The 11,908-nt window shown below is 73.7% G+C and carries 10 protein-coding genes and 2 tRNA genes; 8 read left to right on the top strand and 4 right to left on the bottom strand.

The window, feature by feature from the left end; all coding sequences use genetic code 11:
• Window positions 1-137: 137 nt before the first annotated feature.
• From serA to cimA, 4 genes are all read left to right on the top strand, one after another.
• On the top strand, window positions 138-1,724 hold the full coding sequence (serA, locus tag NT8_RS23790) for a phosphoglycerate dehydrogenase (protein ID WP_067973918.1): 1,587 nt from the start codon (window positions 138-140) through the stop codon (window positions 1,722-1,724).
• 642 nt (window positions 1,725-2,366) lie between these two features.
• Window positions 2,367-3,431 carry a 3-isopropylmalate dehydrogenase gene (locus NT8_RS23785; RefSeq protein ID WP_067973914.1) on the top strand — a complete coding sequence of 355 codons (1,065 nt, stop codon included), beginning with the start codon at window positions 2,367-2,369 and terminating at the stop codon, window positions 3,429-3,431.
• A gap of 240 nt (window positions 3,432-3,671) precedes the next feature.
• Window positions 3,672-4,790: a branched-chain amino acid aminotransferase gene (locus tag NT8_RS23780; RefSeq protein ID WP_067973910.1), complete on the top strand. Its 1,119-nt coding sequence runs from the start codon at window positions 3,672-3,674 to the stop codon at window positions 4,788-4,790.
• A 280-nt stretch (window positions 4,791-5,070) separates the two neighbouring features.
• Window positions 5,071-6,654 carry a citramalate synthase gene (gene cimA / locus NT8_RS23775; RefSeq protein WP_067973907.1) on the top strand — a complete coding sequence of 528 codons (1,584 nt, stop codon included), beginning with the start codon at window positions 5,071-5,073 and terminating at the stop codon, window positions 6,652-6,654.
• A gap of 54 nt (window positions 6,655-6,708) precedes the next feature.
• Here cimA and NT8_RS23770 read toward each other — a convergent pair whose 3' ends face one another.
• The 4 genes from NT8_RS23770 to NT8_RS23755 form a co-directional block, all read right to left on the bottom strand.
• Window positions 6,709-7,473: a DUF3152 domain-containing protein gene (locus tag NT8_RS23770; protein ID WP_067973905.1), complete on the bottom strand. Its 765-nt coding sequence runs from the start codon at window positions 7,471-7,473 to the stop codon at window positions 6,709-6,711.
• 136 nt (window positions 7,474-7,609) lie between these two features.
• The gene (locus tag NT8_RS23765) at window positions 7,610-8,026 is read right to left on the bottom strand and encodes an antibiotic biosynthesis monooxygenase family protein (protein ID WP_067973902.1); all 417 of its coding nucleotides are present in this window, start codon (window positions 8,024-8,026) and stop codon (window positions 7,610-7,612) included.
• A 49-nt stretch (window positions 8,027-8,075) separates the two neighbouring features.
• Window positions 8,076-8,537, bottom strand: a complete 462-nt coding sequence (locus tag NT8_RS23760) for an SRPBCC family protein (protein WP_067973898.1) — start codon at window positions 8,535-8,537, stop codon at window positions 8,076-8,078.
• Between the two features lie 63 nt (window positions 8,538-8,600).
• Window positions 8,601-8,870, bottom strand: coding sequence for a hypothetical protein (locus NT8_RS23755; RefSeq protein WP_067973895.1), 270 nt, complete (start codon window positions 8,868-8,870; stop codon window positions 8,601-8,603).
• A gap of 188 nt (window positions 8,871-9,058) precedes the next feature.
• Between NT8_RS23755 and NT8_RS23750 the strand changes: the two genes are divergently transcribed.
• The 4 genes from NT8_RS23750 to NT8_RS23735 all read left to right on the top strand — a co-directional run bounded on the left by NT8_RS23750 (window position 9,059) and on the right by NT8_RS23735 (window position 11,734).
• Window positions 9,059-9,859: a fumarylacetoacetate hydrolase family protein gene (locus tag NT8_RS23750; RefSeq protein ID WP_067973922.1), complete on the top strand. Its 801-nt coding sequence runs from the start codon at window positions 9,059-9,061 to the stop codon at window positions 9,857-9,859.
• 94 nt (window positions 9,860-9,953) lie between these two features.
• Entirely contained in the window at window positions 9,954-11,399 is a 1,446-nt protein-coding gene (gene gltX / locus NT8_RS23745; protein WP_084469226.1) for a glutamate--tRNA ligase, read from the top strand.
• 126 nt (window positions 11,400-11,525) lie between these two features.
• Window positions 11,526-11,600 (top strand) — tRNA-Gln (locus NT8_RS23740).
• 61 nt (window positions 11,601-11,661) lie between these two features.
• Window positions 11,662-11,734: transfer RNA gene (locus tag NT8_RS23735), tRNA-Glu, on the top strand.
• Window positions 11,735-11,908: the final 174 nt, after the last annotated feature.

The following is an 11,908-nucleotide window of genomic DNA, read 5'->3' as shown; positions in this document are numbered from 1 at the left end:
AAGGGGCGCGGGCGGTGGCCCCGCCCCTTCCCGCCCGCGTTCCCCACCACCGCACTAGACTTTCGGGGGCGTCCACCGCGCCCCGCCCGCGGGGCCTCCCCGGTGCGTCCACGTCGCAACCCGTATAAGGATCCGTTGTGCCCAAGCCCGCCGTACTCGTCGCGGAAGAACTCTCGCCCGCCGGCCTCGCCCTGTTGGAGGGGGACTTCGAGGTCCGCCACACCAACGGTGCCGACCGCTCCCAGCTCCTGCCGGCCCTCGCCGACGTCGACGCCCTGATCGTGCGCAGCGCGACCCAGGTCGACGCCGAGGCGCTGGCCGCCGCCCCCCGGCTCAAGGTGGTGGCGCGCGCCGGCGTCGGCCTCGACAACGTCGACGTGGAGGCGTCCACCAAGGCCGGCGTCCTGGTGGTCAACGCGCCCACCTCCAACATCGTCAGCGCCGCCGAGCAGGCCGTGAACCTGCTCCTGGCGTCCGCGCGCAACACCGCGCCCGCGCACAACGCCCTCATCAACGGCGAGTGGAAGCGCTCCAAGTACACCGGTGTGGAGCTGTACGACAAGACCGTGGGCGTCGTCGGCCTCGGCCGCATCGGCGCGCTGGTCGCCCAGCGGCTCTCCGCGTTCGGCACCCGGCTGGTGGCCTACGACCCGTTCGTGCAGGCGGCCCGCGCCGCGCAGATCGGCGTCGAGATGGTGACCCTGGACGAGCTGCTGGAGCGCAGCGACTTCATCACCATCCACCTGCCGAAGAACAAGGACACGATCGGCCTCATCGGCGACGAGGCGCTGGCCAAGGTCAAGCCGACCGTGCGGATCGTCAACGCGGCGCGCGGCGGCATCCTGGACGAGGCCGCCCTGTACCGCGCGCTCAAGGAGGGCCGCGTCGCCGGCGCCGGCATCGACGTGTGGGCCAAGGAGCCCTGCACCGACAGCCCGCTGTTCGAGTTCGAGAGCGTGGTCGTCGCCCCGCACCTGGGCGCCAGCACCCACGAGGCCCAGGAGAAGGCCGGCACCCAGGTGGCCCGGTCGGTCAAGCTCGCCCTGTCCGGCGAGTTCGTCCCCGACGCCGTCAACGTGCAGGGCGGCGCGGTCGCCGAGGACGTCAAGCCGGGCCTGCCGCTCACCGAGAAGCTGGGCCGCATCTTCACCGCGATCGCGGGCGGCGTGGCCAGCCGGATCGACGTCGAGGTCCGCGGCGAGATCGCCGCGCACGACGTCAAGGTGGTCGAGCTGGCGGCGCTGAAGGGCGTGTTCGGCGACGTCGTCGAGGAGGCCGTGACCTTCGTCAACGCCCCGCTGCTGGCCAAGGAGCGCGGCGTCGAGGTCAACCTGGTCACCGGCGACGACTCCGCCGACTGGCGCAACCTGATCACCGTGCGGGGCGTGCTGCCGGACGGCCAGCAGGTGTCGGTGTCGGGCACCCTCTCCGGGCCCCGCCACACCGAGAAGCTGGTCGAGCTGAACGGTTACACCATGGAGATCGTCCTCAGCGAGCACATGGCGTTCCTCGCCTACGACGACCGCCCCGGCATCGTCGGCACGGTGGGCGCGCTGCTCGGCGAGGCCGGCGTGAACATCGCGGGCATGCAGGTCAGCCGCGACGAGGAGGGCGGCCAGGCCCTCATCACGCTGACCGTCGACTCCGCCATCCCCGACAGCACGCTCGCCGCGATCTCCACCGAGATCCGCGCCGAGACCACGCGCCAGGTCGTCCTGGACTAGCGCGCCCGGTGCCCCGGGGCCGGCCCCGCGCCGGCCGGCCCCGGGCGCGCCGGAACGGGGGGTCCCCCGCCCCCGATAGTCGGACGTCCGATAGTCTGTCGTCCGAGGAGTTGGCGCACAGTGACGACGCTGTGCCCCGCCGCGCCCGGCCCGCCCATCCCGCGGACCGCGCCCGGCGGGTGAGGCGCCCGCACGTCCCGCCGCGCACCGATCCGGCGCGACGGGACATCCCGGTCCGGTGATCCCCCCGGGTGCGCGCCCCGTTCTCCGCCGCGCCCCGGCACCGGGCGCGGTGCGACGGCCCCGCCCGCTCCCGCGCGCGCCGAGCGCCGCATCCCGTACCTCGCCACCGAGGAGGATCACCGTGTACGACACCACACCGTCCCGCACCGAGGCCGACGACGAGACCGCCCGCGCCCTCCAGGCCGCCCTGGACCGCCGCGACTGAGCCCGGTCCGCCGCCCGCTGGGCGGCCGCCCCGGGCGCACCCGGAGCGGCGCCCGGCGGGGAGCGCTAAGGTTGTCTCATCGACCGCGACTCCGTGTCTCAGCATGTGGAAGACCCGGAGGTCCGGGCGCCCGCCCCCGGGCGCCCCGCGGCACCGCGAGACACCCCATCGACGTAGAGGCTGGGCTTTTATCCATGGCTGAGCGCACCGTGAAGTTGGCCGTCATCCCCGGCGACGGCATCGGCCCCGAGGTCGTCGCCGAAGGGCTGAAGGTCCTGGCCGCCGTCGCCCCCCGGCACGGCCTGCAGCTGGACACCACCGAGTACGCGCTCGGCGCCCGGCGCTGGCACGAGACCGGTGAGACCCTGCCCGACGCCGTCGAGCAGGAGCTGCGCGGCTACGACGCCATCCTCCTCGGCGCCGTGGGCGACCCCTCCGTGCCCAGCGGCGTGCTGGAGCGCGGCCTGCTGCTCCGCCTGCGCTTCGCGTTCTCCCACTACGTCAACCTGCGGCCGGTCCGCCTGTACCCGGGGGTCACCACCCCGCTGGCCGGCACCGCACCCGAGGACATCGACATGCTCGTCGTCCGCGAGGGCACCGAGGGCCCCTACGCCGGCATGGGCGGCGTCATGCGCAAGGGCACCCCCGGCGAGATCGCCACCCAGGACAGCGTCAACACCCGGTTCGGCGTCGAGCGCGTGGTCCGCTACGCCTTCGCCAAGGCGGCCGAGCGCCCGCGCCGCAAGCTCACCCTGGTGCACAAGGACAACGTCCTGTCCTTCGCCGGCGAGCTGTGGCAGCGCGTCGTCCGCGAGGTCGGCGCCGAGTTCCCCGAGGTCTCGGTCGACTACTGCCACGTCGACGCCGCCACCATGTTCTTCGTGACCCAGCCGCGCCGGTTCGACGTGGTCGTCACCGACAACCTGTTCGGCGACATCCTCACCGACCTCGGCGCCGCGGTCGCCGGCGGCATCGGCCTGGCCGCGAGCGGCAACATCAACCCCGAGAACGACTTCCCCAGCATGTTCGAGCCGGTGCACGGCTCGGCCCCCGACATCGCGAGGCAGGGCGTCGCCGACCCCACGGCCACCATCCTGTCCGCGGCGATCATGCTGGAGCACCTCGGCCTGCCCGCCGCGGCCCGCGAGATCGAGCAGGCGGTCGCCGACGACCTCCAGGCCCGGGCCAAGGACGGCGCCGAGCGCGGCACCGCCCGCGTCGGCGACGACATCGCCCGGCGAGTAGCCGAGCAGGGCTGAGCACCGGTCTCGGCCCTGCCCGCACCGCCGGCACGGCCGAGGCCCCTCCCCCCTCCTCCACCCGTCAGGGGTGGCCGCGGGCGTGCCGACCACCACGGCGCGCCCGTTCCGCGTGCCGCCCCCCGGCGGGGCGACACGGGCGGTCCCCGTCCGTCTGGCCCCGGGCGCGTCGTTTCCGTCACACTGGACCCGGGCCGGCTGCGCTGCCGGCCTGATGCACCCGAGAGGACTTGACCACCCATGAACAGCAGCACCACCACAAGCGGGTTGACGTTCGACGTCCGGCTCTCGCCCCAGCGGAAGACCCCGCAGCAGCGAGCGGCCCTCCTGGACGGTCCCGGGTTCGGCAACGTGTTCACCGACCACATGGTCACCATCCGCTACACCGAGGACAAGGGCTGGTACGACGCCCGGCTGGAGCCCTACGGCCCGCTCTCCCTCGACCCCGCCACGGCGGCCCTGCACTACGCGCAGGAGATCTTCGAGGGGCTCAAGGCCTACCGCCACCCCGACGGCTCCGTCGCGTGCTTCCGCCCCGACGCCAACGCGGCCCGCTTCAACCGCAGCGCGCACCGCATGGCGATGCCCGCCCTGCCCGAGGACCTGTTCCTCGGCGCCATCGCCACCCTGCTGGAACAGGACGCCGACTGGGTGCCCACCCAGGAGAACAGCAGCCTCTACCTGCGGCCGTTCATGTTCGCCACCGACGTCGGCCTGGGGGTCAACCACCCCTCCCGCAGCTACCTGTTCGTGCTCATCGCCTCCCCGTCGGGCCCCTACTTCTCCGGCGGCGTCGCCCCCGTCACGGTCTGGCTCGGCGAGGACTACACCCGCGCCGCCCCGGGCGGCACGGGTGAGGCCAAGTTCGCCGGCAACTACGCGGCCAGCTTCCTCGCCCAGGCGCAGGCCGTCGAGAAGGGCTGCGACCAGGTGGTCTGGCTCGACGCCGTCGAGCACCGCTGGGTCGAGGAGATGGGCGGGATGAACCTGTTCTTCGTCTTCGGCTCGGGCGACTCCGCGCGGCTGCTCACGCCCGCGCTCACCGGCACCCTGCTGCCCGGCATCACCCGCGACTCCCTGCTCCGGCTCGCCCCGGAGCTCGGCCTGCCCGTCGAGGAGGGGCGCATCTCCACCGGCGCGTGGCGCGACGCCGCCGCCTCGGGCGAGCTGACCGAGGTCTTCGCGTGCGGCACCGCCGCCGTCATCACCCCGGTGGGCCGCGTCAAGAGCGCCGACGGCGAGTTCACCATCGGCGACGGCTCCCCGGGGCCGGTCACCCTGCGGCTGCGCGAGGAGCTCGTCGCCCTGCAGTACGGCACCCGGCCCGACACCCACGGCTGGATCCACCGCATCGCCTGACCCCGTGCCCCGCGGCGGCGGACCGCGCCGCCGCGGGGCCACCGCCGTCCGCATCGGAAGAATCGGTGTCTCGGTATGTGGGACATGTGTCCGCTGAGCGCGATGTTCGGGCCGGGGCTGTGGCACACTGTTCCCGTGCCGTCCCAGCTGATCATTATCGCGGGGCGCGCCGGCTGAAGACTCGGACCCCGCCGGCGCGCTGACCTCTCGTGTCCACGAGGGGTCTTTTTTGTTGGCCGGGCCCGCGACCACGAGCAGCACATCCCGGGGAGTTCCACCCATGGCAGACGACCGGTTCCACGTCTTCGACACCACGCTCCGCGACGGGGCGCAGCGCGAGGGCATCCACCTCACCGTCACCGACAAGCTCGCCATCGCACGGCTGCTCGACGAGTTCGGCGTGGGCTTCATCGAAGGCGGCTGGCCCGGGGCCAACCCCCGCGACACCGAATTCTTCCAGCGTGCCCACAAGGAACTCACGCTGGAGAACGCGCAGCTCACCGCGTTCGGCGCGACCCGCCGACCGGGAACACGAGCGGCCGACGACCCGCAGGTCGCCGCGCTGCGCGAGTCCGGCGCGCCGGTCGTCACCCTTGTCGCCAAGAGTGACGGCCGGCACGTCGAGCGGGCCCTGCGCACCACCCTCGACGAGAACCTGGCGATGATCGCCGACACCATCGCCCACCTGCGCGAGCACGGCCGCCGGGTGTTCCTCGACTGCGAGCACTTCTTCGACGGCTACCGGTACGACCCCGCGTACGCCCTCAGCGTCGTCCGAACCGCCGCCGACGCGGGCGCCGACGTCGTCGTCCTGTGCGACACCAACGGCGGCATGCTGCCCGCCGACGTCACCCGGATCACCGCCGAGGTGGCCGCGGCCACAGGGGCCCGCCTGGGCATCCACGCCCAGGACGACAGCGGGTGCGCGGTCGCCAACACCCTGGCCGCCGTCGACGCCGGCGCCACCCACGTGCAGTGCACCGCCAACGGGTACGGCGAGCGGGTGGGCAACGCGAACCTGTTCGCCGTGGTGCCGGCGCTCGTCCTCAAGCACGGCCGCGACGTGCTCCCCGAGGGCCGCCTCGCCGAGACCACCCGCGTGTCCCAGGCGATCGCCGAGATCGCCAACATCGCCCCCGCCACCCACCAGCCCTACGTCGGGGTGTCGGCGTTCGCGCACAAGGCCGGGCTGCACGCCTCCGCGATCAAGGTCGACCCCGACCTGTACCAGCACATCGACCCCGCCCGGGTCGGCAACGACATGCGGATGCTCGTGTCCGACATGGCCGGCCGCGCCTCCGTCGAACTCAAGTCCCGCGAACTCGGCGTCGACCTCGGCGGCGACCGCGACCTCCTCGGCCGGGTGGTCGACCGGATCAAGGCCATGGAGCAGGCCGGCTACAGCTTCGAGGCCGCCGACGCCTCCCTGGAGCTGCTGCTGCGCGCCGAGCTGGGCTACGAGGCCCGGTTCTTCACCGCCGAGTCGTGGCGGGTCATCACCGAGCGCCGCCCCGACGGCAGCAGCGTCAGCGAGGCCACCGTCAAGCTGCACGTCAAGGGCGAGCGCGTGATCGCCACCGCCGAGGGCAACGGGCCGGTCAACGCCCTGGACCGGGCGCTCCGCTCGGCCATGGAGGGCGTCTACACCGCCCTGGGCGCCATGGAGCTGACCGACTACAAGGTGCGCATCCTCGACGGCACCTCCGGCACCGACGCCGTCACCCGCATCCTCGTCACCTTCGGCGACGGGCGCGGCGAGTGGACCACCGTCGGCGTTGGCGAGAACGTCATCGACGCCTCGTGGACGGCGCTGGAGCAGGCCACCACCTACGGGCTGCTCCGCCAGGACCGCCCCGGGGACTGACCCGGGCCGACCGGGCCGACCCGGCCGGGCCGGCGCGCGCCGGCCCGGCCGGTGTCACGGGTGGACCCACCCGTTGGGCGCGCAGCCGTCCAGGCCGAACGTCTGCTGCTGCATCACCGGGGCGGGTTCGCCCGCCCCGGGGCAGCCGACGTGGCCGTGGCCCAGCGCGTGCCCCACCTCGTGGTTGACCACGTAGGTGCGGTAGGTCTCCAGGTCGCCGTCGAAGTGCTCGACCCCGCTGACCCAGCGGTTCTGGTTGATGATCGCCCGCCCGTTCTGGGTGCACGACACGTAGCCGTTGGTGCGCAGCGGTGCGCACATCGCGTCGACCGTCGCGGGCGCCGCCAGCGCCACCCGGATGTCGGCCGGGCCGGAGTCGACCCGGCGCAGCGCGACGTCGTCGCCGCCGGTCCAGCCCCGCTCGTCGCCGAGGATCTGCTCGACGGCCGCCGCGAAGTCCTCGGGATCGCCCGGCAGCCCGTCCTCGACCTCCACCAGGTAGGTGTGCTCGGGGCCGTCGCCGACGGTCGCACCGGAGCCGTCGACGACGCGCAGGTCGCCGCCCGCCTCGTCGACCTCCTCGACCACCGAGCGCAGCAGCACCGGCGGCTCCGCCGACGGCGACGCCGAGGGGGTGGGGGAGGGGGTGGACGGCGGGTCGGCCGCGCCGTCCGCCTCGGGTGGCCCGGGGGCCATCCGGTCGACCACGAGCAGCCCTCCGCCGGCGGCGAGGACCGCCAGACCGAGGAGGATCTCCAGGGGCGCGCGGCGGAACCATCCGCCACGACGCCGTTTCACCGCCGGATCCGGCGCGGGCATGGACAACCGTGCGGCCTTTCGGACATGGGGGACTCGGGAACGTCCCTAGCATCCCAGAGGCGGCGACCGCCGGTGCCGCCGGCGGGCGTACGCACGCGCGCGGGCCGGGCCGCCGGAGGGCGGCCCGGCCCGCGTGTCAGTCGGCGTCCGGCCGGTCCGCGGTGACGCGCTGCACGACCTCGAAGCCCCACACCTCGCTGTCGGTGGCGGCGGGGCCGCCGTGCTCGTGGCCGTGCCCGGCGGGGGCGTCCCCGTGGCCGTGGCCCGCGGGAGCGCCGTGCCCGTGGCCGGCGGGGGCGTCCCCGCGGTCGGCGGCGGCCTGCGCGTGGCCGCGGCGGAACGCCTGGCTCTCCAGCCAGGCGCGGAAGGACTCCTCGTCGCGCCACCGGGTGTAGACGAGGTAGCGGTCGGTGCCCTCGACCGGGCGGAGGAGCTGGAACTCCTCGAAGCCGGGCTGGCCCTCGACCAGCCCGGCCCGGTTGGCGAAGCGCTCTTCCAGCTTCTCCCCGGCGCCCTCGGGGACCGTCAGGACGTTGAACTTGACGATGCTCATGCGCCCAGTCTCGCCTACGCGCGGTCCCGGCCGCCGCCGGGGCGGCCGGTCAGGCCCCGGGGCGGGGCACCTCGCCGCGCCAGGCGCCCGTGGGCAGGCGGCGCGACTCGATGAACTCCTTGAAGCGCTTCATGTCGCCCTTCACCCGGCTCTTGACCAGGCCCAGCTTGTCGCCGAGCTTCTCCACCGCGCCCTCGGGGACGGTGGTGAGCTGGAGCGTCACCCGGGTGCGGGTGTCGCCGATGCGGTGGAACGTCACCACGCCGGCGTGGGTGGTGCCGTCGGTGGTCCGCCACGCGACGCGCTCGTCGGGGACCTGCTCGGTGATCTCGGCGTCGAACTCGCGCTTCTGCCCGGCGATCTCGATGGTCCACGTCAGGTGGGTGTCGTCGCGCTGGACGACGTCCTTGACGCCCTCCATGAAGTGCGGGAAGTCCTCGAACTGCGTCCACTGGTCGTAGGCGGTGCGGACGGGGACGTCGACCTCGATCGCCTCGATGGCCTCGGACATGGCAACTGCCTCCTTCGCTTCGGGGTGGGGACGCGGTCCGCGGCGCGGGACGCGCCGCCGCGGTCACGGACGGGGCTCGTCCTCGTGGGCGGACCCGCCGATGGGCGGGCCCTCGTCGGACGAGCGGGCGGTGGTGTCGCCCTCCTCGGCGGGGACGTCGGTGGGGACGCCGGTGCCGGTGGCCTTGCGGCCCGCGTCACGGGTGTCGTCACTGCCCTGCCGCTCGTCGTCGTCCTTGAGCACCGGCGCGAACTCCCGGTCGCGGGGGTGCCGCGGCTCGTGCCCGGGGGCGTCCCGCTCGGGGGTTCCCCGCCGGTCGTCGTCCTGCGGCATGCGTGCTCTCCTCCGGTCCGTTCGCGGGGCCCGCGCGGTCGGCCGCGCCCTTCGTCGCCCCCGCGGCTACCCGGGCGGGTGGGCGGGAAACCTGGCGGGCGCCGGGGCGCGTGCCCGTGCCGGGCCGCCCGACCGGCGTCGATAGCCTGGGGGCCGAGGTTTCCTACGGCAAGAACGGGTGGGCGGACGTGCGCATCGCGAGATACTCGGTCGGCGACGAGGTCGGGTTCGGCCTGATCGACACCGACACGGACACCGGGCAGCGCTACCTGGCGCGGCTGAGCGGGCACCCGCTGCTGGGCGAGGTCAAGCTGACCGGCGAGCGGGCCCGGCTGGAGGACGTCCGGCTGCTGTCGCCGGTGCTGCCGAGCAAGGTGGTCTGCATCGGCAAGAACTACGCCGACCACGTGGCCGAGATGCGCGACGTCACCGGCGACTCCACCGACGAGCCGGTGGTGTTCCTCAAGCCGTCCACCGCGGTGGCCGGGCCGGGCGACCCGGTGTTCCACCCGGCGATCTCGCAGCGGGTCGACTTCGAGGGCGAGCTGGCCATCGTCATCGGCCGGGTGTGCCGCGAGGTGCCGCGCGAGCGCGCCGCCGACGTCATCTTCGGCTACACCTGCGCCAACGACGTGACGGCCCGCGACCTGCAGAAGAGCGACAAGCAGTGGACCCGGGGCAAGGGCTTCGACTCCTTCTGCCCGATCGGCCCGTGGATCGAGACCGGCCTCTCCCTGGAGCAGGCCGGCGACCTGCGCGTCACGACCACCCTCGACGGGGAGGTCCGCCAGGACGGCCGCACCTCGCAGTTCATCCACGACATCCCGGCGCTGATCGCCTACGTCACGTCGTTCATGACGCTGCTGCCCGGCGACGTCCTGCTCACCGGCACCCCCGCGGGCGTCGGCCCGATGTCGGTCGGCTCGGAGGTCACCGTGTCCATCGAGGGCATCGGCGAGCTCACCAACCGGGTCACCACCCGCGACTGACCGCGCCCCGCCGGCCCCGCCGCCCCGCTGGTCGGCGGGGCGGCGGGGTCCGCTGCGCACCCGCCCCCGGCCGGGCCGCCAGTAGGCTGGACGGGTGACTGAGACTCCGATTCGCGTGCGCTTCGCGCCGTCCCCGACCGGCATGTTCCACGTGGGCGGCGCGCGGTCCGCGCTCTTCAACTGGGCCATGGCCCGCCAGCAGGCCGACGGCCGGTTCGTGCTGCGCATCGAGGACACCGACGCCGCGCGCAACCGCCCCGAGTGGACCGAGGGCATCATCCGGGCGCTGGCGTGGCTGGGCATCCACGAGGACGACCCCCACTTCGAGGGGCCCTACTTCCAGTCGGCCTACGCCGCGAAGCACCGCGAGACCGCCGAGCGCCTGTACAAGGACGGCCGGGCGTACTACTGCGACTGCACCCGCGAGCAGGTCCAGGAGCGCCGCGGCAACCCGCACCTCGGCTACGACGGCTTCTGCCGCGACCGCGGGCTGGAGCCCGGCCCCGGCCGCGCCCTGCGGTTCCGGGTGCCCGAGGGCGGGCCCACGGTCGTCGACGACCAGGTGCGCGGCCGGGTGGAGTTCGAGCACAGCGCCATCGAGGACTTCGTCATCGCGCGCGCCGACGGCTCCCCGCTGTTCGTGCTGGCCAACGTGGTGGACGACGTCGAGATGGGGATCAACGAGGTCGTCCGCGGCGAGGAGCACCTGTCCAACACCCCCAAGCAGCAGTTGCTGTGGGAGGCGCTGGGGCAGACCCCGCCCCGGTGGGCGCACCTGCCGGTCATCGTCAACGAGAAGCGGCAGAAGCTGTCCAAGCGCCGCGACAAGGTGGCCCTGGAGTCCTACCAGGACGAGGGCTACCTGCCCGAGGCGATGGTGAACTACCTGATGCTGCTGGGCTGGTCGCCGGGCGAGGACCGCGAGATCCTGCCGTGGTCGGAGATGGAGCCGCTGTTCCGCGTCTCCGACGTCAACAGCTCCAGCGCGTTCTTCGACGAGAAGAAGCTGCGCGCGTTCAACGGCGAGTACATCCGCGCGCTCGCGCCTGACGACTTCGTGGAGCGGTGCCGGCCGTGGCTGGCCCCCGACCGGGCGCCGTGGCCGGCCGCGAACTTCGACGAGGGCGTGTTCCGCGCGGTCGCCCCGCTGGCGCAGAGCCGGGTGGCGGTGCTGTCGGAGATCGTGCCCAACGTCGACTTCCTGTTCCTCGACACCCCCGTGGACGACGAGAAGAGCTGGGCCAAGGCCATGAAGCCGGGCGTGGGCGCCGAGATGCTGTCCGCCGCGCTCGACCGGTTCGCCGACCCCGGGCTGCCGTGGGCGGCCGAGCCGCTGAAGGCCGCGCTGGAGGAGGTCGGGGCCGGGCTCGGGCTCAAGCTCGGCAAGGCGCAGGCGCCGGTGCGGGTGGCGGTCACCGGGCGCACGGTCGGCCTGCCGCTGTTCGAGTCGCTGGAGCTGCTCGGCCGCGACCGGGTGCGCGGGCGGCTGTCCGCCGCGCTGGCGCGGCTGGAGGCCGCGGACGCCGCCTCGGAGGGCTGACCGCCGGGGGCGGCCGGGGGCGTCCCCGGCCGCCCCTTTCCGGTTCGCGAGCACTCCGGATGTCCGCTAAAGTAATGCCTGCGCCGAGGGGATCGGGACCGCGAGGGACCGGCCCCCCAATAGCACTGGGGTATGGTGTAATCGGCAGCACGACTGATTCTGGTTCAGTTAGTCTAGGTTCGAGTCCTGGTACCCCAGCCATCGATCTCCGCACGTCGGAGTCGTTGCGGGCCTTCGGCCCGGCGCAGCAGAACGCGCACCGGCCCCCGTCGTCTAGTGGCCTAGGACGCCGCCCTCTCAAGGCGGTAACGGCGGTTCGAATCCGCTCGGGGGTACGCACCGGGAAATCGCTCCCACATCGGTGGGAGCTCTTTTTCTGGGGTGCGGCCGACGGCCGCACCACCATCGGACCGGCCACTCCGCCCCGGCGGAACACCGGTCCACCGCAGCAGCAGGCCCCCGTCGTCTAGTGGCCTAGGACGCCGCCCTCTCAAGGCGGTAACGGCGGT

The organism is Nocardiopsis trehalosi NBRC 14201, from assembly GCF_001552555.1.
GTDB lineage: Bacteria > Actinomycetota > Actinomycetes > Streptosporangiales > Streptosporangiaceae > Nocardiopsis_B > Nocardiopsis_B trehalosi.
The sequence above is the reverse complement of the archived record's forward strand: the minus strand, read 5'-3'. Positions and strand labels throughout refer to the sequence as shown.

Coding starts and splice junctions, on each gene's coding strand:
- NT8_RS23765 (WP_067973902.1), bottom strand. CDS start 8,026: ATGAGCATCGTCAAGTTCAACGTCCTGACGGTCCCCGAGGGCGCCGGG.
- NT8_RS23760 (WP_067973898.1), bottom strand. CDS start 8,537: ATGTCCGAGGCCATCGAGGCGATCGAGGTCGACGTCCCCGTCCGCACC.
- NT8_RS23770 (WP_067973905.1), bottom strand. CDS start 7,473: ATGCCCGCGCCGGATCCGGCGGTGAAACGGCGTCGTGGCGGATGGTTC.
- NT8_RS23780 (WP_067973910.1), top strand. CDS start 3,672: ATGAACAGCAGCACCACCACAAGCGGGTTGACGTTCGACGTCCGGCTC.
- cimA (WP_067973907.1), top strand. CDS start 5,071: ATGGCAGACGACCGGTTCCACGTCTTCGACACCACGCTCCGCGACGGG.
- NT8_RS23755 (WP_067973895.1), bottom strand. CDS start 8,870: ATGCCGCAGGACGACGACCGGCGGGGAACCCCCGAGCGGGACGCCCCC.
- NT8_RS23785 (WP_067973914.1), top strand. CDS start 2,367: ATGGCTGAGCGCACCGTGAAGTTGGCCGTCATCCCCGGCGACGGCATC.